The 24,109-nt window shown below is 66.8% G+C and carries 19 protein-coding genes; 10 read left to right on the forward strand and 9 right to left on the reverse strand.

Going from position 1 to position 24,109, the window contains the following annotated elements; genetic code table 11:
- Window positions 1-2 precede the first annotated feature (2 nt).
- From PYV55_RS00485 to PYV55_RS00500, 4 genes are all read right to left on the reverse strand, one after another.
- Window positions 3-752, reverse strand: coding sequence for an electron transfer flavoprotein subunit beta/FixA family protein (locus PYV55_RS00485; RefSeq protein ID WP_275848233.1), 750 nt, complete (start codon window positions 750-752; stop codon window positions 3-5).
- Window positions 753-960: 208 nt separating this feature from the next.
- A complete protein-coding gene (locus PYV55_RS00490; protein WP_275848235.1) occupies window positions 961-2,316 on the reverse strand; it encodes a mechanosensitive ion channel family protein in 1,356 nt (451 codons plus the stop codon).
- A 36-nt stretch (window positions 2,317-2,352) separates the two neighbouring features.
- On the reverse strand, window positions 2,353-3,153 hold the full coding sequence (locus PYV55_RS00495; protein WP_275848237.1) for an enoyl-CoA hydratase: 801 nt from the start codon (window positions 3,151-3,153) through the stop codon (window positions 2,353-2,355).
- A 13-nt stretch (window positions 3,154-3,166) separates the two neighbouring features.
- Window positions 3,167-4,072 carry a histone deacetylase family protein gene (locus PYV55_RS00500; protein WP_275848344.1) on the reverse strand — a complete coding sequence of 302 codons (906 nt, stop codon included), beginning with the start codon at window positions 4,070-4,072 and terminating at the stop codon, window positions 3,167-3,169.
- 84 nt (window positions 4,073-4,156) lie between these two features.
- Here PYV55_RS00500 and PYV55_RS00505 point away from each other — a divergent pair, with 84 nt between their 5' ends.
- The 7 genes from PYV55_RS00505 to PYV55_RS00535 all read left to right on the forward strand — a co-directional run bounded on the left by PYV55_RS00505 (window position 4,157) and on the right by PYV55_RS00535 (window position 16,442).
- Window positions 4,157-5,095 (forward strand): AAA family ATPase, encoded by a 939-nt coding sequence (locus PYV55_RS00505; protein WP_275848239.1) that lies wholly within the window; start codon window positions 4,157-4,159, stop codon window positions 5,093-5,095.
- A 35-nt stretch (window positions 5,096-5,130) separates the two neighbouring features.
- Window positions 5,131-6,183: a DUF58 domain-containing protein gene (locus PYV55_RS00510; RefSeq protein WP_275848241.1), complete on the forward strand. Its 1,053-nt coding sequence runs from the start codon at window positions 5,131-5,133 to the stop codon at window positions 6,181-6,183.
- 240 nt (window positions 6,184-6,423) lie between these two features.
- Window positions 6,424-8,532, forward strand: coding sequence for a transglutaminase TgpA family protein (locus tag PYV55_RS00515; protein ID WP_275848243.1), 2,109 nt, complete (start codon window positions 6,424-6,426; stop codon window positions 8,530-8,532).
- A gap of 15 nt (window positions 8,533-8,547) precedes the next feature.
- On the forward strand, window positions 8,548-9,924 hold the full coding sequence (locus tag PYV55_RS00520; protein WP_275848245.1) for a lytic murein transglycosylase: 1,377 nt from the start codon (window positions 8,548-8,550) through the stop codon (window positions 9,922-9,924).
- A 323-nt stretch (window positions 9,925-10,247) separates the two neighbouring features.
- Window positions 10,248-11,441: a CaiB/BaiF CoA transferase family protein gene (locus PYV55_RS00525; RefSeq protein WP_275848247.1), complete on the forward strand. Its 1,194-nt coding sequence runs from the start codon at window positions 10,248-10,250 to the stop codon at window positions 11,439-11,441.
- Between the two features lie 93 nt (window positions 11,442-11,534).
- Entirely contained in the window at window positions 11,535-12,695 is a 1,161-nt protein-coding gene (locus PYV55_RS00530; RefSeq protein ID WP_275848249.1) for an acyl-CoA dehydrogenase family protein, read from the forward strand.
- Window positions 12,696-12,935: 240 nt separating this feature from the next.
- Entirely contained in the window at window positions 12,936-16,442 is a 3,507-nt protein-coding gene (locus tag PYV55_RS00535; protein ID WP_275848251.1) for an indolepyruvate ferredoxin oxidoreductase family protein, read from the forward strand.
- 11 nt (window positions 16,443-16,453) lie between these two features.
- Here the strand turns inward: PYV55_RS00535 and PYV55_RS00540 are convergent, their stop codons facing one another.
- Together PYV55_RS00540 and PYV55_RS00545 are read right to left on the reverse strand one after the other, a co-directional pair.
- On the reverse strand, window positions 16,454-17,674 hold the full coding sequence (locus tag PYV55_RS00540; RefSeq protein WP_275848253.1) for a M20 aminoacylase family protein: 1,221 nt from the start codon (window positions 17,672-17,674) through the stop codon (window positions 16,454-16,456).
- Window positions 17,675-17,810: 136 nt separating this feature from the next.
- On the reverse strand, window positions 17,811-18,923 hold the full coding sequence (locus tag PYV55_RS00545) for a porin (RefSeq protein WP_275848255.1): 1,113 nt from the start codon (window positions 18,921-18,923) through the stop codon (window positions 17,811-17,813).
- A gap of 397 nt (window positions 18,924-19,320) precedes the next feature.
- On the opposite strand from PYV55_RS00545, the gene coq7 reads away from it, so the two are divergent.
- Window positions 19,321-19,956 carry a 2-polyprenyl-3-methyl-6-methoxy-1,4-benzoquinone monooxygenase gene (gene coq7, locus PYV55_RS00550; RefSeq protein ID WP_144728948.1) on the forward strand — a complete coding sequence of 212 codons (636 nt, stop codon included), beginning with the start codon at window positions 19,321-19,323 and terminating at the stop codon, window positions 19,954-19,956.
- A 36-nt stretch (window positions 19,957-19,992) separates the two neighbouring features.
- Here the strand turns inward: coq7 and PYV55_RS00555 are convergent, their stop codons facing one another.
- The gene (locus PYV55_RS00555; protein WP_144728946.1) at window positions 19,993-20,442 is read right to left on the reverse strand and encodes an OsmC family protein; all 450 of its coding nucleotides are present in this window, start codon (window positions 20,440-20,442) and stop codon (window positions 19,993-19,995) included.
- 94 nt (window positions 20,443-20,536) lie between these two features.
- Complete coding sequence (locus PYV55_RS00560; protein WP_275848259.1) at window positions 20,537-20,836, reverse strand: hypothetical protein; 300 nt, start codon at window positions 20,834-20,836, stop codon at window positions 20,537-20,539.
- 68 nt (window positions 20,837-20,904) lie between these two features.
- On the opposite strand from PYV55_RS00560, the gene ilvA reads away from it, so the two are divergent.
- Window positions 20,905-22,458 carry a threonine ammonia-lyase, biosynthetic gene (ilvA, locus tag PYV55_RS00565; RefSeq protein ID WP_275848261.1) on the forward strand — a complete coding sequence of 518 codons (1,554 nt, stop codon included), beginning with the start codon at window positions 20,905-20,907 and terminating at the stop codon, window positions 22,456-22,458.
- A gap of 232 nt (window positions 22,459-22,690) precedes the next feature.
- Complete coding sequence (locus PYV55_RS00570; RefSeq protein WP_275848263.1) at window positions 22,691-23,491, forward strand: adenosylcobinamide-GDP ribazoletransferase; 801 nt, start codon at window positions 22,691-22,693, stop codon at window positions 23,489-23,491.
- Here the strand turns inward: PYV55_RS00570 and thpR are convergent.
- Window positions 23,464-24,081 (reverse strand): RNA 2',3'-cyclic phosphodiesterase, encoded by a 618-nt coding sequence (gene thpR / locus PYV55_RS00575; RefSeq protein WP_275848265.1) that lies wholly within the window; start codon window positions 24,079-24,081, stop codon window positions 23,464-23,466. The two genes, PYV55_RS00570 and thpR, sit on opposite strands and share 28 nt — an antisense overlap.
- Window positions 24,082-24,109 lie beyond the last annotated feature (28 nt).

The following is a 24,109-nucleotide window of genomic DNA, read 5'->3' on the forward strand; positions in this document are numbered from 1 at the left end:
CCTTAGATCACTTTGGCTTCGTTCTTGAGCTTGTCCACCAGCGTGGCGACGTCGGGCACCTTGATGCCGGCGCCGCGCTTGGGCGGCTCGCTGACCTTGAGGGTCTTGAGGCGCGGCGTGACATCGACGCCCAGGTCTGCGGGCTTGAAGGTGTCGAGCTGCTTTTTCTTGGCCTTCATGATGTTGGGCAGGGTGACGTAGCGCGGCTCGTTGAGGCGCAGGTCGGTGGTGATGACCGCGGGCAGCGCGAGTTCGAGCACTTCGAGGCCGCCGTCGATTTCGCGCGTCACGCGCAGCTTGTCGCCCGTCACTTCGACCTTGCTCGCAAAGGTGGCCTGCGGCAGGTCGGCCAGCGCGGCGAGCATCTGGCCCGTCTGGTTGGCGTCATCGTCGATGGCCTGCTTGCCGACGATGATGAGGCCCGGTTGCTCTTTGTCCGCGATGGCCTTGAGCAGCTTGGCGACGGCCAGAGGTTGCAGTTCGGCATCGGTTTCGACCAGGATGCCGCGATCGGCGCCTATGGCCATGGCCGTGCGCAGGGTTTCCTGGCAGGCCGCGACGCCGCAAGAGACGGCGATGACCTCGGTCACCACGCCCTTTTCCTTCAGGCGTACGGCTTCTTCTACGGCGATTTCGTCAAACGGGTTCATGCTCATCTTGACGTTGGCAATGTCCACACCGGTACCGTCCGACTTGACCCGGACTTTGACGTTGTAGTCCACCACGCGTTTGACAGGAACTAAGACCTTCATTACTGCGACTCCTTGATGGGGTTGGATGAATTCGAATGCTTGTTAGGTTGAGCCGTCGATTCTAATGGCGCGCGCAAAACATGCCCCAAAACCCTGGAGCCTGAGTGCGTCAAGCACGCCCGCCGCCATGCGCTGAAAAAATAGAACGGTCGTGCGTTTTTGTGCGGGCGATTATAGGCGAGCGCCCTCGCTGCGGGACTGCGCCAGATCACACGGTGGGCTCTGCGGCAGCGCCAGCGGGCCGCTGGGCAGCAAGATCACCCGCGCCAGGCGCCTCTGCATCGGCCGCCTGCCAATGCACCACGCGCTGCGGGTAGGGAATGTCTATGCCGTGCGCGCGCAGAGCGCGCAAAACGGCCAGATTGATTTCGGAGCGCAGGTTGAGCACGCCGTTTTCGGGGTCCACGATCCAAAAGCCTATGGTGAATTCGAGCCCGTCGGCGCCAAAGGCCGATAAGGCCACGCTGGGCGCAGGGTCGCGCAGCACGCGCGGGCTCACGAGCGCGGCTTCGGCAAGCAGGCGCATGACCAGGTCCACATCGCTGTCGTAGCCCACGCTGACCACCGTGGAATGCCACACGCGCGGGTCGGCGAGCGAGAGGTTTTCCACGCGCTGGGTGATGAGCATTTCATTGGGCACGATGGATTCGCGCCCCACGGCCGAGCGGATCAGTGTGTAGCGGCCCGCGATGTCGGTGATGCGCCCTTCGAAACTGTCGATGCGCACGTTGTCGCCTATGCGCACGCTGCGCTCGGCCAGGATGACGAAGCCGCTCACGTAGTTGGCGGCGAGCTTTTGCAAGCCGAAACCTATGCCCACGCCGAGCGCGCCGCCGAACACCGACAAGGCCGTGAGGTCTATGCCCACGGCCGAGAGCGCCAGCACCAGGCCCAGAAACAGCAGCAGCGCGCGCAAGGCATTGCTCAGCGCCTTGCGCACCGAGAGCACGCTGCCGGTGGCCGAGCGCAGCAGGCGCGCCTCGATGGCCGAAGATATCCACAGCGTGACGAGCAGCACGGCGCCCGTCGTGAGCACGCCTTCGAGCAAGGTGCGCACCGACATGCGCGCACCGCCCACCTTCCAGCTGATGTCGTCGAGCTCCTGCAGCACGCGCGGCAGCAGGCCCGTGACCCACAGCACCATGACTAACCACGCAAGCCACGAAATGGTGCGCTCCATGGGTCGCACCCAGGGCGAGCTGGGGAACGCCACCTGCAGCACCTTGACGCCCACGCGGATCACCACGAGTGCGATCAGCACGGGGATCACGAGCTTGAAAGCCGCGAGCGAAATCCACTCGAGCAGCAGCGCGCGCGCCACGTAGCCCAGGCCCAGCAGCACGAGGGGAAACAGGGCGCCATCGACCACTTTGCGCCCAAGCAGAATCGAAGGTCGGCCATCGTTCGTATAGCCAAAGGCCCGACGCAGCGCCGCCACGGCCAGCCACGCGAGGCCCACGCACAAGGCCAGCGCGGCGAGTTCGATGAGCACCGTGGGGTGAAAAAAAGAGCGCAGCAGATGCTCGATCTGCGCGAGCGCGGGGGGCGGTGGTGTCTTGACCATTCAGCCTCGTACTATCAATCCTGGGTCAGCCAGGGCTCAGGGTTTCCAACTTGGCTTGCGCTTTTCGGCAAAGGCGCGCGCGCCCTCCTGGGCGGCCTCGTCCATCATGTTCGCGGCCATGGTCTGGCCCGCGAGCTGGTAGGCCGCCGCGAGTCCGAGTTCACGCTGCTGATACACCAGCGCCTTGCCCATGGCCACGGCCACGCGCGGTTTTTCGAGGATGGCGCGCACGAGCGTTTCGACGGCGTCGTCGAGCGCCTCGGCCGGCACCACGCGGTTCACCAGCCCTTGCGCCTGCGCCGTGTGCGCGTCGATGAACTCGCCCGTGAGCAGCATTTCCATGGCCTGCTTGAGCGGCACGTTGCGCACCAGCGGCACGCTGGGCGTGGCGCAAAACAGGCCGTAGTGGATGCCGCTCGTGGCAAAGCGCGCGTCTGCGGCCGCCACGGCCAGGTCGGCCTGCGCCACGAGCTGGCAGCCCGCCGCCGTGGCCATGCCGTGCACGCGCGCGATCACGGGCACGGGCAACTGCTGCAGGCTCAGCATCACACGGCTGCACTGCGCAAACAAGCGCTGGTACCAGGCCAGATCAGGATGCACAGCCATGTCCTTGAGGTTGTGCCCCGCGCAAAACGCCTTGCCCGCACCGGCCAATACGAGCACGCGCACGCTTTCGTCGCCCTGCAGGGCGTCCAGCGTCTGCTGCAGCGCCGCGAGCATCTCGTCGCCGAGCGCGTTGAAGCGCGCCGGGTCGTTGAGCGTCAGCGTGACCACGCCGCGCGCATCGCGTTGCACGGCGAGCGGGCTGGCGGCGGAGGTCGAAAGCGGGTCATTCATGGGCGGCGCTCCCTCAAACATCCGCGAGCACGCGCAGGTGGGCTTCAACGCTGCGCGCGAGCGCGCTCAAAGCGTAGCCGCCCTCGAGGCACGAGACGATGCGCCCGTTGCTGAAGCGCCGCGCCACGTCCTTGATGCGCATGGTGATCCAGGCGTAGTCCTGCTCGGTCATGCCGAGCTGCCCCATGTCATCCTCGCGGTGCGCGTCGAATCCGGCGCTCACAAAGATCAGCTCGGGCTTGAACTCCTCGAGCCGCGGCATCCAGGTGATGTCGACGATCTCGCGGATTTCCATGCCGCGCGTGTAAGCCGGCACGGGCACGTTGAGCATGTTCGGGCCCGCCGGATGCTCGCCGCTGTAGGGGTAGAACGGGTGCTGGAAAATGCCCACCATGAGCGCGCGCGGATCGCCCGCGAGGATGTCCTCGGTACCGTTGCCATGGTGCACGTCGAAGTCCACCACGGCCACGCGCTGCAGGTTGTAGCGCTGCAGCGCGTACTTGGCGGCGATGGCCACGTTGTTGAAAAAGCAAAACCCCATGGCCTTGTCGCGCGTGGCGTGGTGGCCGGGCGGGCGCACGGCGCAAAAGGCGTTTTCGATCTCGCCGGCCATGACCGCGTCGGTGGCCGCGATGGCCGCGCCTGCCGAGCGCAGCGCCGCGGGCCAGGTGTAGGCGTTGATGGATGTGTCGGGGTCTATCTGCGAGTAGGGCGGGCCGCCGGCCTCGAGGTCTTCGCGCAGCCAGTCGTGCAGGCCGCGCAGCGCCGCAATGTGCAGCCGCGGGTGCGCCAGCTCGATGTCGGCCAGCGCCGCGGGCGGGGCCTCGTAGCGCTCGAGCGCCACGTCCAGCCCGGTGACGAGCAGCCGGTCTTCGATCGCGTCGAGCCGCTCAGGACATTCGGGGTGGCCGGGCCCCATTTCGTGTTTTTTACAGTCGGGATGGGTGAAGTAACCTGTCTTGCTCACAATGCGGCCCTGTCTCTCGATTTTTCCGAACTTTTCATGGATGCACAACGCACAATCCACTCGCTGCTGGATCAGCTTAACACGGTCATCGTCGGCAAGCCGGCGCAGGTGCAGGACTGTGTGGCCTGCCTGCTCGCTGGCGGCCACCTGCTGATCGAGGACGTGCCGGGCGTGGGCAAGACCACGCTGGCGCAGGCGCTCGCGCGCAGCTTCGGCCTGCAGTTCGCGCGCGTGCAGTTCACGGCCGACCTGCTGCCCAGCGATTTGCTGGGCGTGTCCGTGTATGAACGCGCGCAAGAAGACTTCGTCTTCCACCGCGGGCCGGTGTTTGCACAGGTGCTGCTGGCCGACGAAATCAACCGCGCGAGCCCGCGCACGCAAAGCGCCCTGCTCGAAGCCATGGAAGAAAAGCAGGTTTCCATCGACGGCGAAACGCACGCCCTGCCGCAGCCGTTTTTCGTGATCGCCACGCAAAACCCCAACGACCAGTTGGGCACTTACGCGCTGCCCGAGTCACAGCTCGACCGCTTTCTGATGCGCATCTCGCTCGGCTACCCCGACCGCGCCGCCGAGCGCGCACTGCTCGCGGGCGGCGACCGGCGCGCGCTGCTCGAGGGCCTGCTGCCGCTGCTGTCGGGCGAAGACCTGCGCGCGCTGCAAGACGCCGTGCTCGCGGTGCACACCGCGCAGGCGCTGCTGGACTACGTGCTGGACCTGATCGCCGCAACGCGCTCGGGGCGCTGGTTCGTGCAGGGGCTGTCGCCGCGCGCGGGCATCGCGCTCGTGCGCGCGGCCAAGGCGCAGGCGTTGATCCAGGGGCGCGACTACGTCGCCCCCGACGACGTGCAGGCCGTGTTGCCGCAGACCATCGCGCACCGCCTCGTTCCCGTGCTGCCCGCGGGCAGCACGAGCGAAGCGGGGCGCGGCGCCGTCGAACAGGTGCACGCCATGCTCGAGGCCGTGCCATTGCGCTGAGCTTGCACGCATCACACGTCCGCCCTGCGCGCCCCATGCCCGCATCCTCCGCATCCTCCGCACCTGCCGACACCAGTGCCGCACCTGCCGGCCCCGGCCCGCTGCTGCGCCCGCGCGCCTGGCTGCGCGCGCGCTTTGCGCACTGGTGGCAGGCGCGGCTGCCGCTTGCCGACCAGCTCACGCTCACGCAGCGCAACGTGTACATCCTGCCCACGGGGGCGGGCTGGATGCTCGCGCTCACGCTGCTCGTGCTGCTCGTGGCGGCGATCAACTTCCAGCTCAACCTCGGCTATTTGCTGACGTTTTTGATAGCGGGCAGCGCCGTCGCGGGCATGCACGTGTGCCATGCCACGCTGCGCGGCCTGCAGCTACACCTGCTGCCGCCCGCGCCGCAATTCCTGGGCGCGAGCGTGCCCTTGCACGTGCAGCTCACGAACCCGCGCCGCAGCCCGCGCTACGCCATCGCGCTGGCGCTGCGCAACGACGCCGCGCCCGCCTGGGTCTGGTGCGACGTGCCCGCGCAAGGCAGCACACAGGTGCAACTGGCCTGGCGCCCCACGCAACGCGGCTACCAGCGCGTGCCACCCATCGTGCTGCAAACGCGCTTTCCGCTCGGCACCTTCCGCGCCTGGAGCTACTGGCGGCCCGCGGCGCAGGTGCTGGTCTATCCGCAGCCAGAATCCCCTGCCCCGCCGCTGCCGCTGGGCGCGTCAGCCGCAGACCCGCACGGCGCCCGCACCGTAGCCAAAGGCAGCGGGCAGGACGAATGGGACGGCGTGCGCGCCTACCGGCGCGGCGACACGCGCAAGCAGATCGTCTGGAAAAAAGCTGCGCAGGCGCTGGCCGCGGGCTCGGACGCGCTCATCAGCCGCGACGCCGTCGCCACGCCGCGCCAGACGCTCTGGCTGACGCCCGCGCAAGCCGGCCTGCCCACACTGGAGGCGCGCCTGTCCCGCCTCACGGCCTGGGTGCTCGCAGCCGAGCGCCTGGGCCTGCGCTACGGCCTGCGCCTGCCGGGCGTGGAGATCGCCCCCGACCTGGGGCCGGCCCACCAGCGGCGCTGCCTGGAGGCGCTGGCGCTCGCGTGAACATCATTGGAACCGACCCCTATTTCCTTTGCCCCCAATCCATTTTTGATAGCTGCTTGCGCTTGATACTCCTTGTCAAAATGCCTTTTTGGCTTAGAAAACCCCCAATAATTGGAATCTGACCCCAATTACCTCCAATCCTTTTTTGATAGCTGCTCGCGCTTGATGCACCTTGTCAAAATGCCTTTTTGACTTAGAAACCCCCAATAATTGGAATCTGACCCCAATTACCTCTGCGCCATGACCTCGGTGTTCTCCGCCCTCTCCCGCCTGCCCCGTGAAGCGCGCGATACGCTGTTTCTGCTCGGCGTGGTGGGCTGGATCATCGTGCCGCTGATCCCCCACGTTCCGCCGTGGGCCAGCGCTTTTGCGGCGGCGCTGCTGCTGTGGCGCGCGGGGCTCGCGTGGCGGGGACGGCCGCTGCCGGGGCGCTGGGTGCTGGGCGGGCTGCTCGCGCTGGCCGTGGCGGGCACGGGGCTTACGTTCAAAACGCTCGCGGGGCGCGATGCGGGGGTGACGCTGATCGTGCTGCTGCTCGCGCTCAAGACGCTGGAGCTGCGCGCGCGGCGCGATGCCATGGTGGTGTTCTTCCTCGGCTTTTTCACGCTGCTGAGCAATTTTTTGTTCTCCCAGTCGCTCCCCACCGCGGCGGCCATGCTGCTCGCGCTGCTGGGGCTGCTCACGGCGCTGGTGCAGGCGCACATGCCCGTGGGCCGGCCGCCGCTCATGCTTGCCATGCGCACGGCGCTGCGTCTGATGCTGCTGGGCGCGCCGGTGATGGCGGCGCTGTTTTTGCTGTTTCCGCGCATCGCGCCGCTGTGGGGCCTGCCCAAGGACACGCTCGGGCGCAGCGGCCTTGCGGGTGACATGCAGGTGGGGCGCATCGCCGCGCTCGCGCTCGACGACGGCATCGCGCTGCGCGTGCGCTTCGACCTGGCAGGGGGCAAGCACCCGCCGCAAAGCGCGCTGTATTTTCGCGGGCCGGTGCTGTCGAGCTTCGACGGGCGTACCTGGCGGCCGCTCGACGACATGGCGCAGGGCGGGCCGTGGCGGCGCCTGGCCAGCCCTGCGGCGCTGCAGGTCAGCGGCGCGCCGCTGCGCTACGAAGTCACGCTCGAACCCAACCAGCAAAACTGGCTGCTGCTGATCGACGCCGCGCCCGCGCCACCCGCCTTGCCCGAAGGCTTTCAGGCCGCCCTGTCGCCCGAGCTGCTGTGGCGCACGAACCGCCCCGTGATGAGCGTGTTGCGCTATCGCGCCGAGAGCTATCTGCAGTTCCGCCATGGCCCGCTGCAGCGCAACGCCACGCTGCACGCCTACACCGAGCTGCCGGCGGGCTTCAACCCGCGCACGCTCGCGCTCGCGGCGCAGCTGCGCACGCAGACGCCGGTGGCGCCCGGCGCCGACCCGGCCCCTGCGCTGGTGCAGGCGGCGCTCGCGCGCCTGCGCACGGGCGGCTACCGCTACACGCTGGAGCCGGGGGTGTTTGGCACACACAGCGCCGACGAGTTCTGGTTCGACCGCAAGCAGGGCTTTTGCGAGCACATCGCCTCGGCCTTCGTGGTGCTGCTGCGCGCCATGGGCCTGCCCGCGCGCATCGTCACCGGCTACCAGGGCGGCGAGGTGAACCCCGTCGATGGCTACTGGACGGTGCGCCACAGCGACGCGCACGCCTGGACGGAGGTCTGGCTCGCGGGCCAGGGCTGGGTGCGCGTCGATCCCACGGCCGCCGTCGCGCCGGGGCGCGTGGGCAGCTTTGCGCGCCTGCAGGCCCCGGCCGGCGCCTTCGCCACGGCCGTGAACACCGTCATCAGCCCCGGCATGGTGCAGCAGTTGCGCGCCGTCTGGGAGGCGATGAACAACGGCTGGAACCAATGGGTGCTCAACTACACGCAGGGCCGCCAGCTCGACTTGCTGCGCGCGCTGGGCTTCGACGCGCCCGCGTGGCCCGACCTGATTCGCCTGCTCGGCGCGCTCTTGGCCGCAGCCGCGCTGGGCGGCGCCGCCTGGACGCTGTGGGAGCGGCGCCAGCACGACCCCTGGCTGCGCCTGCTCGCACGCACGCGCCGGCGCCTCGCACGCGCGGGCCTGCCGCTGCCCGCGCACCTGCCGCCGCGCGCCATGGCCCGCGCGGTGCAAGCACACTTCGGCCCCGCTGCCGCGCCGCTCGCGCAGTGGCTGCAGCAGCTGGAGCAGCTGCGCTACGCTGCGCCGGCGCCAGGCGCGGCGCAACAGCCAGCACAAACCCTGCGCACGCTCGCCCGCACATGGCGCCGACTGCCCTGGCCGCACCCGCAGCCGCGCCACGAGCGCCGCCAGCGCCACGAGCGCCGCGACAATGGCGGCTGAACGATTCCCGCCACCATGCCAAAGATCCCCTGGATTGCACTTCTTTCGATAGCTGCTTGCGCTGTATCCATCAGCGCAAACGCCCAAAAACACCTGAACATTGCCGCCGACGATCTGCGCGCGGTGCAAGCTACGCCGCAGCCTGCTCCGGCGGCAGCACCCACTTCTGCACCCGCTTCTTCCCCCGCCTCTGCGCCCGCTGCCTCCCCCGCTTCCACACCAGCAGTTTCCACCGCTCCCGCCCCCTTCGCCCCGGCTTCAGCCCCCGGCAACTACGCCGCCCGCCCCGACGCCCTCGCCTTTGCCGACGACCTGACCGCGCGCCGCGGACTCGACGCCGCCTGGGTGCGCGCGGCGCTCGCGCAGGCGCGTTACCTGCCGCAACTGCCCAAACTCGTGCTGCCGCCCCCGCCGGGCAGCGCGGTGAAGAACTGGCAGGTTTACCGCAGCCGCTTCGTCGAGCCCGTGCGCATCCGCGCCGGCGTGCGCTTTTGGCGCCGCAACGCCGCCACGCTCGCGCGCGCCGAACGCGAATACGGCGTGCCTGCGCAGGTCATCGTCGGCATCCTCGGCGTCGAAACCCTCTACGGGCAGCAAATGGGCACACTGCGCGTGCTCGACACGCTGAGCACGCTGGCCTTCGACTTCCCCGCCGAGCACCCGCGCGCGGCCCAGCGCCAGGCGTACTTTCGTGGCGAGCTCGAACAGTTCCTGAGCCTGTGCAGCCACACGGGCCTAGGAGCCTGTCGGGCTTTGGGCGTCGATAGCGAGAAGGTGCCCCAGCGAGGCCAGTTTTTGCCGGATTCGCCGCCCCATAGCAGGACTATGGGGCAAGAAGACGGTAAAAAATGGGCCGCTGCGGCGCATTCGCAGCCGACGATTCCAAAGTCCGACAGGCTCCCAGACCCCACCGAGCCGCGCGGCAGCTACGCGGGTGCCATGGGCATGCCGCAGTTCATGCCCTCGAGCTGGGTGCGCTGGGCCATTGATTACGACGGCGACGGCCGCGTGGACCTGAGCCACAGCGCCGCCGACGCCATAGGCTCGGTGGCCAACTACCTGGCGGGCCACGGCTGGACCCCCGGCATGCCCGCGTACTACGCGCTGCAGTTCGACCCGGCACACCTGCAGCTCGACGCCCTGCTCGCGCCCGACATCCTGCCCAGCTTCAGCGCCGCGCAGATGCAGACGCAGGGCGTGCTGCTCGACGCCGCAGGCCAGGCGCACGAGGGCATGCTGGCGCTGATCGAGCTCAAAAACGGCGCTGCCGCGCCGAGCTATGTCGCCGGCACGGGCAACTTCTACACCCTTACGCGCTACAACTGGTCCAGCTACTACGCCATGGCCGTGCTCGCGCTCGGGCAGTCCGTGGCGCAGGCCTATGACCGCTGACGCTCTCATAAAAGAAGCTATCAGCGCTTGATGGGTAAGCGCTAGAGCCATTTTTTGTTCTAAACCCGGAACCCCAGCCGAGCGTCGCGCGCACGCTGAGGGCGGCAAGCAGCTGCGCATCCCTAGGGACTAACCCGCATACGCTCGCACCCCAGCGGTGGCACTATTTGTCCGAACAAGCAGACAAGGTGACCGGGCGCAGGCTGCTGTCACACGCATCCCCCACACCTTGCCCGGGCTTGCCTTGCGCCGCGCGCCGGCGCATGGGCCACGTCCACGGGCTGCGCCACACCCCACGGACAACCACAGAAAAACGCCCCCCCATGCTCGAAAACGTACTCTCCGGCTACCGCGTCATAGACCTCACCCAAAACGTCGCGGGCCCTTTTTGCACGCAAATCCTCGGCGACCTGGGCGCCGAAGTCATCAAGATCGAACGCCCCGGCGCGGGCGACGACACGCGCGCCTGGCCGCCGCTCTTTCCCTCGGGCGACTCGGCCACCTATGCGGCGCTCAACCGCAACAAGAAAAGCGTCTGCATAGACCTCGACCAGCAAGCCGGTCAGGCGCTCGTGCGCCAGCTCCTGGGCACGGCCGACGTGTTCGTGCACTCGCTCAAGCCCGGCAGCGCCGAGGCGCGCGGCCTGGGCGAGCAGACGCTGCGCGCGGCCCAGCCCGGGCTGATCTACTGCGCCATCAGCGCCTTCGGCCAGGTGGGCCCGCTGCGCTCGCTGCCTGGCTACGACCCGGTGATGCAGGCCTTCACCGGCATCATGAGCGTGACCGGCAACGAAGGCGACGACCCGGTGCGCGTGGGCCCCTCGGTGATCGACCTGGGCACCGGCATGTGGGCCGCCATGGGCACGCTCGCGGCCTTCTTGCAGCGCAGCCGCACCGGCCAGGGCGCCTGCGTCACCGCGAGCCTGCTCGAAACGGCCATGTCCTGGATGTCGCTGCTCTCCGCGATGTTCCTCGCCTCGGGCGCTTTGCCCAAAAAGATGGGCTCGGCCATGACTTCGATGGCGCCGTACGAGCTGTTCAAGTCCGCCGACGGCATGGTGTTCATCGCCGCGGGCAACGACCGCCTGTTCGCCAACGCCTGCGCCGCGCTCGAATGCCCCGAGCTCGCCACCGACCCGCGCTTTGCCACCAACGCCCAGCGCACCACGAACCGCAAGGCTTTGCACGATGCGCTCGAGCAGCGCACGCAGCTGCTGCCCACCCAAGAAATCGTCGCGCGCCTGCGCCGGCACGGCGCACCCTGCAGCGAGATGCACAACATCGCCCAGATGATCCAGCACGAACAGGTGCAGGCCACGCAAATGCTCAAAGACCTGCCCTTGCCCAAGGTGCCCGAGCACCGCGCCATGGCCTTGCCGCTGGCACTCGACCACCAGCGCAGCCAGCAATGGGCGCCCCCGCCAGCGCTGGGCGCGCACACGCTCGAGGTGCTGCAGGGCCTGGGCTGCAGCGACGCGCAGATCGCGGCGCTGCGCGCGCAGGGGGTGATTGCGTGACATTGCCTGCCGCGGCACACCAGCAGCCGCGCCGCGCGCCCTCTTCTCTCTCTTGGCCCCACGCTTTTTGATCCATTTCCTGAGAGCCATTTCATGAATTTCGACTACACCGACACCCAAAACGAAATGCGCGCCGCCGTGCGCGCGCTATGTCAGGAGTTTGGCGACGAATACTGGCGCCGGCTCGACGAGCAGCACGCTTATCCCGAGGAATTCGTACAGGCCATGACCAAGGCGGGCTGGCTCGCGGCGCTGATCCCTGAGGAATACGGCGGCTCCAACCTCGGCATCCTCGACGCGAGCCTGATCCTGCAGGAGGTCAACCGCTGCGGCGGCAACGGTGCCGTGTGCCACGCGCAGATGTATACGATGGGTTCGGTGCTGCGCCACGGCAGCCCCGAGCAAAAGCGCAAATACCTGCCGCGCATCGCCGACGGCAGCCTGCGCCTGCAGGCTTTCGGTGTGACCGAGCCCGACGCAGGCTCGAACACCATGCGCATCAAGACCTTTGCGCGCAAGGTGCCGGGCGGCTATGTGATCAACGGGCAAAAAATCTGGACTTCGCGCTTCATGCAGTCCGACCTGTACCTGCTCATCACGCGCACCACGCCGTATGAAGAAGCCAAGCGCAAGACCGACGGCCTCACGCTGTTCCTCGTGGACATCCAAAAGGCCGGCCCCGCGCTGCAGGCCAAGCCGATCCGCACCATGCTCAACCACCACACCAACCAGGTGTTCATCGACAACCTCGAAGTGTCGGATGACGACCGCATCGGCGAGGAAGGCAAGGGCTTTTACTACCTGCTCGACTCGCTCAACGCCGAGCGCATCATCGCCACGGGCGAAATCCTCGGCAACGGCCAGTGGCTGGTCGAACGCGCTTCGCGCTATGCAGGAGAGCGCGTGGTGTTCGACCGCCCCATAGGCATGAACCAGGGCGTGCAATTCCCGATCGCGCGCGCGCACATGAACCTCGAAGCCGCCGAACTCATGCGCAACAAGGCCGCGGCCCTGTTCGACCAGAATCGCCCCTGCGGCCCCGAGAGCAACATGGCCAAGTACCTCGCGAGCGAAGCCGCCTGGGAGGCTGCCGAGGCCGCGATGACCACCTACGGCGGCTTCGGCGTGGCCTGCGAATACGACATCGAGCGCAAGTGGAAAGAGACACGGCTGTTTCGCACCGCGCCAATCTCCAACAACCTCGTGCTCGCGCAAGTGGCGCAGCACCAGCTGGGCATGCCGCGCTCGTACTGATCGAGGCCAGCCCTAGGAGCCTGTCGGACTTTGGAATCGTCGGCTGCGAATGCGCCGCAGCGGCCCATTTTTTACCGTCTTCTTGCCCCATAGCACCACTATGGGGCGGCGAATCCGGCAAAAACTGGCCTCGCCGGGGCGCATTCTCGCTATCGACGCCCAAAGTCCGACAGGCTCCTAGGAGCAATAGTTCGGCATCGAAACCGATCCGGCATCCGCCGCCACCCTGAGGAGCCATCCATGACTCACACGCTGCCGCGCCGTCTCGACGCTTCGCTCGACGACAAATACACCCTCACCGAGGGCTGGGCCTACATGACCGGCACGCAGGCGCTGGTGCGCCTCGCGCTCGACCAGCGCCGACGCGACGTGGCCGCCGGCCACCACACCGCGGGCTTCATCTCGGGCTACCAGGGTTCGCCGCTTGCGGCGATCGACGGCGCGCTGCGCAAGACGAGCAAGCTGCTGCAAGAGAACCACATCGTCTTTCGCCCCGGCGTGAACGAGGAACTCGGCGCCACCTCGGTGTGGGGCTCGCAGTATGTGAACATGTTCCCCGGCGCGAAATACGACGGCGTGTTCGGCCTCTGGTACGGCAAGGGGCCGGGGCTGGATCGCGCGATGGACGCACTGCGCCACGCCAACTGGGCCGGCACGAGCCGCCTGGGCGGCTCGCTCGCGCTGGTCGGCGACGACCACGGCGCCAAGTCCTCCACCGTGGCCTGCTATTCCGACATCGCGCTCGAATCGCTGGGCATGCCCGTGCTCTACCCGAGCAACGTGCAGGAGATCCTCGACTATGGCCTGCACGGCATCGCCATGAGCCGCTACAGCGGCGCCTGGGCCAGCCTCAAGCTCGTCACCGACGTGGTCGAGAGCGCGAGCGTGCTGCAGCTCTCGCCAGAGCATCCGCACATCACCCTGCCAGACGCGGACGCGACGTTTGATACCGAGCGCTGGATCCAGCCCGCGAGCCTGGCGACCATCCTGCCGGCCGAAGAAACGCTCTACCACCGGCGCCTCTACGCTGCCCTCGCCTACGCGCGCGCCAATGGCATCAACCGCATCACGCACGATGCGCGCGAGGCGTGGCTGGGCATCGTCTGCGCGGGCAAAACCTACCACGAGGTGCGCAAGGCCCTCGCCAACCTGGGCCTGGACGCAGAACGCGCGCTGGCAGCGGGCGTGCGCGTGCTCAAGCTCGGCATGGTCTGGCCCGTCGATCCGGAAATCGTGCGCCAGTTCGCGCGCGGGCTGCGCACCGTGCTCGTGGTCGAAGAAAAGCGCCCGCTCGTCGAAGACCAGGTGCGCTCCATCCTCTACGGCGCACCCGACGCGCCGCGCGTGCTCGGCAAGGTGCGCACGGGGCATTTGTTCGACGCCAGCCCGGCCTGGCTTTTCCCCAACGCAGGCGAAATCAACGCCCTCATGGTCACGCGCGTGCTCAGCCAGGTGCTCGCCGAACGCGACCCGAGCTTCGCGAACTGGCAGGCGCCGCCCAACACGGTTGCGCTGCAAAGCACGCCCGCGGTGCGCCGCACGCCGAGCTTTTGCTCGGGTTGCCCGCACAACCGCTCGACCAAGCTACCGCCCGGCAGCCGCACGCTCGGCGGCATAGGCTGCCATGGCATGCAGCTGATCCTCGATCCGGCCAATTGCAAGACCATCTCGCAAATGGGCGGCGAGGGCGCGCAGTGGGTGGGCCAGCAGCCCTTCACGCAAGAGCGCCACGTGTTCGCCAACCTCGGCGACGGCACCTACGCGCATTCGGGCTCGCTCGCCATCCGCCACGCGGTGGCCGCGGGTGTGCCCATCACCTACAAACTGCTCGCCAACGGCTTCGTCTCCATGACCGGCGGGCAGCCCATCAGCGGTGGCCAAACCGTGCCGCAAATGGTCGAAGCCCTGCGCGCCGACGGCGTGCAGCGCATCGCGGTAGTCACGGACGACCTGCAAAAGTATGCGGGCGTGCAGTTCCCCGCCGGTGTGCCGCTGCTGCCGCGCAACGAAATGGAGCGCGTGCAGGCCGAGATGCGCGAGTTTCCGGGCGTCTCGGCCATCATCTACGAGCAACCCTGCGCCACCGAGCGCCGGCGCCTGCGCAAGCAAGGCCAATGGGAAGATCCGCCCAAGCGCAGCTTCATCCACAGCGCCGTGTGCGAAGGCTGCGGCGACTGCGGCAAGGTTTCCACGTGCCTCTCCATCGAGCCGCTGGACACCGAATTCGGGCGCAAGCGGCGCATCAACCAATCGACCTGCAACAAAGACTTCAGCTGCGTCGAAGGCTTTTGCCCGAGCTTCGTCACCGTACACGGCGGGCGCCTGCGCAAACCCGAGAAAAGCGCCACAGCGCCGCAGCGCTTCGACGTGCCCGAGCCCGAGCACGCGCCACTCACGGCACCGGTGCACGTGCTCGTGGGCGGCATTGGCGGCACCGGCGTCGTGACCATAGGCCAGGTGTTGGCGATGGCGGCTTATGTCGATGGCACGCCCTGCCTCTCGCTCGACGTGATGGGCCTCGCGCAAAAATACGGCGCGGTCTATTCGCACCTGCACTTCGCGCCGAGCGCCGAGCAGCTCACGGCGCCGCGCATAGGCCCCGGCGAGGCCGACACGCTGATCGGCTGCGACCTGATCGTCGCCTCGGGCGACGAGCCCGTGTCCATGCTCGCGCCCGGGCGCAGCCACGCCGTGCTCTGCAGCGAAGTCACCGCCACGGCCGAATTTGCGCGCAACCCCGACTGGGACGCCAGCCCCGAGCAGCTCATAGAGCGCGTGCGCCGCGTCACCGGCGACGCGACCACGCTGGTCGAAGGCCAGCGCCTGGCCGTAGCGCTGCTCGGCGACGCGATCGCCTGCAACATGCTGATGGTGGGCGTTGCCTGGCAGCGTGGGCTGCTGCCGCTGTCGCTCGCCGCCATCGAGCGCGCGATCGAGCTCAACGGGGTGTCGGTCGCCATGAATCGCGAGGCCTTCCACTGGGGCCGCTGCATCGCGCACGACCCGGCCCGCGTCGAGCGCATGGTCTCGGGCGCGCAGGTGATCCAGTTCCGGCCGCGCCACGCGCAACCGAATCTCGAAGAAACCATCGCGCGCCACGTGGCCTATTTGACCGAATACCAAAACGCCGCCTACGCCAAGCGCTATCAAAACTTCATCGCTGAAGTGCAGCGCGCCGACACACAAGCTGCGCATAAACAAGCGCTGAGCCTGGCCGTGGCGCAAAGCTACTTCAAGCTGCTCGCCACCAAGGACGAATGGGAGGTGGCACGCCTCTACACGCTGCCGAGCTTTCGCGCAGAAATCGAGCAGACCTTCGAGGGCGACTACGAACTGCACTTTCACATCGGCGGCGGCCCCTTCGCCAAGACCGACCCCCAAACGGGTAAAGCCGTCAAGCGCGAAGTGGGCCCGTGGCTCCTGCGCGCGTTCACCGTGATGGCGCGCCTGCGCGGCCTGCGCGGCACACTGTTCGACCCCTTCCGCCACGGCGCCGAGCGCAAGCTCGAACAAGCGCTGCTCGCCCAGTATGAGCAAGACCTGCGCACGCTGCTGCCCAGGCTGAATGCAGACAACTACACGCAGGTGGTGGCTTTCGCCGCGCTGCCGCAAAAAATTCGCGGCTTTGGCCATGTCAAACTGGCGAACGCCCAGGCTACTGCAAGCGAGCGCGAACGGCTGCTGCAGGCGCTGGCCATTCAGGCCACTCCCGCCGCGGTGACGCAAAGTCTGACGCGGGCTGCATAACTCTCCGCCTCTCACTCCGCCGCGGGCAGGGGCATGGCCTGCTCGATCAGGCTGGCGTGCAGGGCGGCGCCCAGGGGCAGGATTTCGTCGTTGAAGTCGTAGCGACTGCTGTGCAAGGTGCCGCCACTGGCGGCACCTCCTTGCCCCAGGCGCAGATAGGCCCCGGGCTTGAGCTGCAGCATGAAGGCAAAGTCCTCCGCCCCCATGCTGGGCTCGAGATCACGCACCACGTGGTCGCCCCCCACGAGCGATTCGGCCACCTGGGCGGCGAAAAGGGCTTCGCTTTCGGTGTTGATGGTGGCTGGATAGATGCGCTCGTACTGCACCGTGGCAGTGGCGCCCAAGCCCAGCGCCACGGCGCTGCACATTTCCTTGAGGCGCTTTTCCACCATTTCCTGCACCTCGGGCTTGAAGGTGCGCACCGTGCCCACGAGGCGCGCCTTGTCAGGCAGCACGCTGAAGGCCCCCAGATCGCCCGCCTGCATGGCGCACAGACTGAGCACCGCGCTGTCCATGGCCCGCACGTTGCGCGCGACGATGCTTTGCGCCGCGGTGATGATGTGCGCCGCCGCCAGCACCACGTCCACCGCCTGGTAGGGGTGCGCGCCATGCCCGCCGCGCCCGGTGATGTCTATGGTGATGCGGTCTGCCGCGGCCATCATGGGGCCAGGGCTCAGGCCCACCGTACCTGCCGGCAAAGCCGGCCAGTTGTGCATGGCAAAGATCGACTGCACCGGAAAGCGCTCGAACAAGCCATCCTCTATCATCGCGCGCGCACCGGCGTAGCCCTCTTCGCCAGGCTGAAACACCAGCACCGCAGTACCGTCGAAATTGCGCGTCTGCGCGAGGTAGCGTGCTGCGCCTATCAGCATCGCCGTGTGGCCATCGTGGCCGCAGCCGTGCATCAGGCCCGACTTGCACGACTTCCAGCCAAACTCGTTGTGCTCGACCATGGGCAGAGCGTCCATGTCGGCGCGCAGCCCCACCATGCTGCCGCTGGAGTGGCCACGCCCGCGCACCACCGCCACCACACCGGTGCGGCCTATGCCGTCGTGGATTTCATCGACGCCGCACAGCTTGAGCGCCTCTTTGACGCGCGCGCTGGTATAGACCTCCTGAAACCCCAGTTCAGGGTGCGCATGCAGGTCGCGGCGCAGCGCCGTCAGTTCGGGGTGGTACTGCGCAATCTGCGCAAATGCACGTCCGCCGATGCGCAAACGAGGGGCTGACATTTCGATCTCCTGATTCGTTACCGCCGAGTAGGCAAGCAAAGTGCAGTCCACCAAAACAAAAGCAAAACGCCAGCCCAGAGGCCGGCGTTTTGCTGGGGATCAAGCGAAGAAGCCGCGCAAGGCAGCCTCTGCTGGATTAGAACGAGTGGCTGATACCAAACTCGTAGGCGTTGACGGACTCGCCGGCATTGATCGTGACGCCAGACAGGCCGCTGATGCCGGTGCCGCGCTTGGCAATACCGTCGTTCGAGACGTGCGAGTAGGTGCCGTACAGCGCGGTGCGCTTGGACAGGTTATAGACATAACCCAGCGAGTACTGCTTGGAGTCATTGTCGGCGACGAGGTTGTCGCTCTTGTCACGCAGGTCGTTGTACGAGAAGCGCACCACGCCAGGGCCCACGGGAGCAGTCAAACCAACCAGCCACATTTGGTACTTCTTCTCAGTCAGAACGCCTGCCGACTTGGCCTTTTCCTGGTTCCACATCACGAAGGGCTTGATCACGCCGAAGTCGTAGCTGGCGCCGATGCCATAAGCCTCTGCGTCCTGCAGGAGAGCGGAGCTTGCCAGGGCAGGATCCTTGTCGGACAAAGCATTCTTCTTGATCTTCATGTAGTCGGCGCCGATGTTCAGCGGGCCGTTGGCATAACCGCCACGCACACCATAGCCATCGCCGTTGTTGGTCATGTTGGTGTTATACAGAGAAGCGCTGCCGGCCTTCTCACCGAAGATGTATTGCACTTGGCCGTAGAAGCCGCCGAGGTTCGAGGGCAGGAAGTAGCTGATCGTGTTGCTCTTGCGATCGTCGATGCCGGTGATCTGGTTCTTCATCAGGCTGCCGGCGCCAGTGGCGTCGAACGGATCGAACGCCAGCAGGTTGTTGTAGTGCGAAGTATTGTCGCGGCCAAGGCGCACTTCACCCCAGTTGTCGCCCATCAGGCTGATGGTCGAGCGGCGCTTGAATTGCAGACCACCGCCGTAGGCACCGTTCTTGTTGCCGTCGCCGGTGTCAGCGTTGATGCCGGCTTCAAGCCAGAAGCCAGCCTTGAGGCCACCGCCGAGGTCTTCCACACCACGAACGCCCAGACGGCTGGTCTTGAGGCCACCGTTGGTCAGGCCGGTCACCGAGTTGGTGCCAGAGCTGTGACCCACACCTACGTCCATCACGCCAAACAGGGTGACGGACGACGATTGCGCCATGGCAGCGCCGGAAGCTGCCAGGACAGCCAAAGCAATCAGAGACTTTTTCATTGCGAATACTCCTTTGGGTTAAACATGTGGCGCCGGCTTGGATGCCAAAATGGTGCATCGACTACACCCCTATCCAACCGGGCAACGACCTCCTTGATCGGGAAGCTGTTGTGATTGCACCAGATGCAGGCGCATTGCGCAAAAGAAAATCGCAGTCTAGGGTCAACCCGTTGCTGCATCGCAACAGTTCCGCCATTTTTGAGGCGATCGTTCTGATGTCATATTGCAAAAATACGACCTAAGCGATTGATCTATCTCTATAAAACATCCTCCCTCGACCAGCGTTCGCAGTGCGCCCCCTACAATGCGCCCGGATTGCTCTGATGCCCCTGAAAAGGGCAACAGCATTTTCTGTGCCACCAAATTTCCCTCTCGCCTCCCTATCCAGTCCCGCTCCATGGATTCCTTGCTCACCGCCGCCGACACGGCATTGCGCACCTTGTTCGCCAACCCAAAGGCTGCAGAAGAATCGCCCGCGGCATTGGCTGCACCTGCCAGCGAACAGACGGACGCAGCGCTCTCGCCCGAAGAAAAGCGCCTCGCGGGTGCGCTGATGCGCGTGAACCACGTGGGTGAGGTCTGCGCGCAGGCGCTCTACACGGCGCAGGCGGCCGTCACGCATGACGCTGCCTTGCGCCAGCACCTGCTTCAGGCGGCGCGCGAAGAGCTCGACCACCTCGCGTGGACGCGCGAGCGCATCGATGCTCTGGGCGCGCGCCCCAGCCTGCTCAACCCGCTGTGGTTTGCGGGCGCGTTCGCGATCGGCCTGGTGGCGGCCAAGGTCAGCGACCGTGTGAGCCTGGGTTTCGTGGTCGAGACGGAAAACCAAGTGTCTGCGCACCTGCAAAGCCATTTGCAGCGCCTGCCAGCGCAGGATGCGGCCTCGCGCGCCGTGGTGGCGCGTATGAAGGACGACGAGGAGCGCCACGCCGCGAACGCGCGCGCCGCCGGCGCAGTCGAGCTGCCGCCGCCCGCGCGCGCGCTCATGAGGCTCGCCGCCAAGCTCATGACGACGACGGCGCACTTCGTTTGATGGGCGGCGCCAGCAGCGGCGCTCAAATCTGGACGCTCAGACTTCCACGATCTCGAAGCCGGTGCTGATCTGCGCGGTCTTGCCCAGCATGATGCTGGCCGAGCAGTATTTGTCGTGGCTCATGGCGATGGCGCGCTCCACGGCGGCGGGCGGGATGCCCTTGCCCGTCACGGTGAAGTGCATGTGGATGCGCGTGAACACCTTGGGGTCGGTGTCGGCGCGCTCGGCCGTGAGTTTGACGCTGCAGCCGCGCACGTCGTGGCGCCCGCGCTTGAGGATCAGCACCACGTCGTAGGCCGTGCAGCCGCCCGTGCCCGCGAGCACGGTTTCCATGGGGCGCGGCGCGAGGTTTTGGCCGCCGTTCGTGGGGTTGGCGGCGTCGGGCGCGCCGTCCATGGCGAGTACGTGGCCGCTGCCGGTTTCTGCCACGAAGCCCATGGCCGAGCGCGTGCCGGCCGCGCCGGTCCAGGTGACTGTGCATTCCATCTCAAGATTCCTCCGCTTGGTGTGTGCCGCTTTTGCGACATATTTCGTTCATGAAGTGAATTTTTGCTGCATCGCAGCAAACGCTGTGCTACAGTTACGCCATGCGTTGGTTCTTTGGTAGCAACGCCTCGATTGTCTCCTCCATCTCCTCAAAGGATGGATTCAGCCCCGGGCCGCAATGCCTGGGGCTTTTTTTTGCCTCTTTGACGGCTGTCTTGCGCCTTTTTCGGCCACCGCCACGGCCTAGGAGCCTGTCGGACTTTGGAATCGTCGGCTGCGAATGCGCCGCAGCGGCCCATTTTTTACCGTCTTCTTGCCCCATAGCACCACTATGGGGCGGCGAATCCGGCAAAAACTGGTCTCGCTGGGGCGCATTCTCGCTTTCGACGCCCAAAGTCCGACAGGCTCCTATGATGGCGGCCCCGCGTGCGCGGGCATCCGGCTGACCTTCACCATCGACCCATGAGTTCGCACCTGACCCCCTTCGACTACCTGAAAAAAATCCTCACCGCACGCGTCTATGACGTGGCCGTGGAGTCGCCGCTGGAGCCCGCGCGCAACCTGAGCCGGCGCCTGCACAACAAGGTGCTGCTCAAGCGCGAGGACCAGCAGCCCGTGTTCAGCTTCAAACTGCGCGGCGCGTACAACAAGATGGCGCAACTGAGCCCCGAGCAGCTGCAGCGCGGCGTGATCTGTGCCTCGGCGGGAAACCACGCGCAGGGCGTGGCCATGAGCGCACAAAGGCTGGGCACGCGCGCGGTGATCGTCATGCCCACGACCACGCCGCAGCTCAAAATCGACGCCGTCAAAACGCTCGGCGGCGAGGTGGTGCTGTGGGGCGACAGCTATTCCGACGCCTACGCGCACGCGGTGGCGCTCGAACGCGAACAGGGCCTGACTTTCGTGCACCCGTTCGACGACCCGGACGTGATCGCAGGCCAGGGCACGATTGCGATGGAAATCCTGCGCCAGCTGCAAAGCCTGGGCAGCAACCGGCTCGACGCGGTGTTCGTCGCGATCGGCGGCGGCGGGCTCGTGAGCGGCGTGGCGAACTACATCAAGGCCGTGCGCCCCGAGATCAAGGTGATCGGCGTGCAGATGAACGACTCCGACGCCATGCTGCGCTCGGTGCAGGCGCAAGAGCGCGTCACGCTGGCCGACGTGGGCCTGTTTTCGGACGGCACGGCCGTGAAGCTCGTGGGCGAGGAGACGTTTCGCATCACGCGCGGGCTGGTCGATGGCTTCGTAAGCGTGGACACCGACGCGGTGTGCGCGGCGATCAAGGACGTCTTCGTGGACACGCGCAGCATCGTCGAGCCCGCAGGAGCGCTCGCCGTGGCGGCGATCAAGCAGTACGTGGCGCAGCACAAGACGCGCGGCGAGACCTACGCGGCCATTTTGTGCGGCGCGAACATGAACTTCGACCGCCTGCGCTTCGTGGCCGAGCGCGCCGAGGTCGGCGAGGAGCGCGAGGCGCTGCTGGCCGTGACGATTCCCGAAGAGCGCGGCAGCTTTCGGCGCTTTTGCGAGCTCATCGGCAGCCTGCCCGGCGGGCCACGCAACGTGACCGAGTTCAACTACCGCATCAGCGACGCCGCGCTCGCGCATGTGTTCGTGGGCCTGACCACGCACGGCAGGGGCGAATCGAAAAAAATCGCCCAGCACTTCGAGCGCCACAATTTTCGCGCGCTGGACCTCACGCACGACGAGCTTGCGAAAGAGCATTTGCGCCACCTCGTGGGCGGGCCTTCGGCGCTCGCGCAGGACGAGCGCCTGCTGCGCTTCGTCTTCCCCGAGCGGCCCGGCGCGCTGCTCAAGTTTTTGAGCCTGATGCAGCCGAGCTGGAACATCAGCCTGTTCCACTACCGCAACCAGGGCGCAGACTATGGCCGCATCCTCGTGGGCCTGCAGGTGCCGCCCGAGGACGATGCGCTCTTTGCAGAGTTTCTGGCCACGCTGGGCTACCCCTGGGTAGAAGAGACGAACAACCCGGCGTACCAGCTTTTCTTGCGCTGAGTTTTAGGTCAAATCGGCCTTTAGCCAATAGTGGACAAGCGCTAGTGTAGTGTTTGATGCTTGATGCGACAAATAAAACCGATGGATTTTTGGTCTGGGCAAGGCGCAAACCGCAGCGATACCGGGTGGTATCGCGAGGATTTGCAACGCGGCCCGGGCCGAAAAGACGCGGTTTTATGTCGCAGATAGCGTCGAACACTACACTAGCAGCTATCGATTCAGGAGCTCCGCGATGTGCCAAGCCCTGCGCCACTACCTGCTCGCGCTGCAGTTTTTCACGCGCATCCCCGTCACGGACCGGCTCGCGCGCTGGGTGGGTTACAGCCCGGCCCTGCTGCGCGCGAGCGCCGCGCATTTTCCGGGCGTGGGCTGGATCGTCGCGGGCGTGGCGGTGCTCGTGTATGCGGCCTTGCACCTGACGCTGGCGCCCAAGCCCTGGGCGAGCGCGGTGGCCGCGGTGTTTTGCACCATTGCCACGGTGCTGCTCACAGGCGGCTTTCATGAAGACGGCCTGTGCGACGTGGCCGACGGGCTGGGCGGAAGTCTGGAGCGCGAGCGTGCGCTCGAAATCATGAAGGATTCGCGCATCGGCGCGTTTGGCGCCATGGCTCTGGTGCTCGCGCTGCTGGCCAAGATCAGCCTGCTCGCGCTGCTGGGCGCGCAAGGCCCCGCGCCTGCACTCGCGGCACTCGCGGGTGCGCACGTGCTGTCGCGCTTGTGGCCGCTGCTCGTGGTGCGCACGCTGGTGCATGTGGGCGACAGCGCACGCTCCAAAAGCAAGCCCTTGGCCGACCAGATCAGCTCCAGCGCGCTGGCAGCGGCTTTTTTGTGGTGTTTGATGCCGTTGGCGCTCGTCTGGTGGGCGCAGTCAGCTTTGTTTTTGCTAGCGGCTTGCACGCTCAGCGCGCTTGCGGCCGCGTGGCTCGCGTGGCGCTTTGCACGACGTCTGCAAGGCTACACGGGCGACTGCCTCGGCGCCGTGCAGCAGGTCAGCGAAATCGGGTTTTATCTTGGCGCGGCGCTGGCGTTGTAATAGTGCAGCACTTGGTAGCGCGTGCCCACGGTCTTTCGCGGCGCGTCGGGCGCCATCACGGGGTGCGACTCGACCAGCGCATAACGCGAGACATGCCAGCGCACCGGACTTGCGAGCGGCGCAGGCACTGGCCCGTCGTAACGCCGCGCCAGCGTGATATGCGGACGGAACGCGCGCTGCTCCACGGGCAGGCCCTGGCACTGCAGCGCCGCGCTCAGCGCCGCATGCAAGGCCTTGAGTGCAGGCGGGAGCTCGTCGGGCAGCGCCACGAGCATGCCGCGCGGCCAGCGCTCGCAGCGGCGCAAAGCCAGATCGAAGGGCGCAAAGGGCACGCGCAAGCCTTCGACCAGCGCCGGCAGCCGCTGCCGCGGCACCGCGCCCAAAAAGTGCAAGGTCAAGTGAATCTGCTGCGGGGGCACCATGCGGCCATGTGCGGCCTCTGGCGCCAAGCCGAAGCGCTGCGCCAGGGCAGCGGCCCAGCCGGGCGTAGGCCAGAGCGCGAGGAACAGGCGTGCGGTGGCAGGAGCGGCTGCGGGTGCAGTCGTGGACTGCGCAGCCGGAGCGGGCAAGGAGCGTGCGGGCTTGGACATGGAGCGGTGCTTTACCGTGTATCTTCCG

This window comes from Extensimonas soli (assembly GCF_029211265.1).
Classification (GTDB): domain Bacteria; phylum Pseudomonadota; class Gammaproteobacteria; order Burkholderiales; family Burkholderiaceae_C; genus Extensimonas; species Extensimonas soli.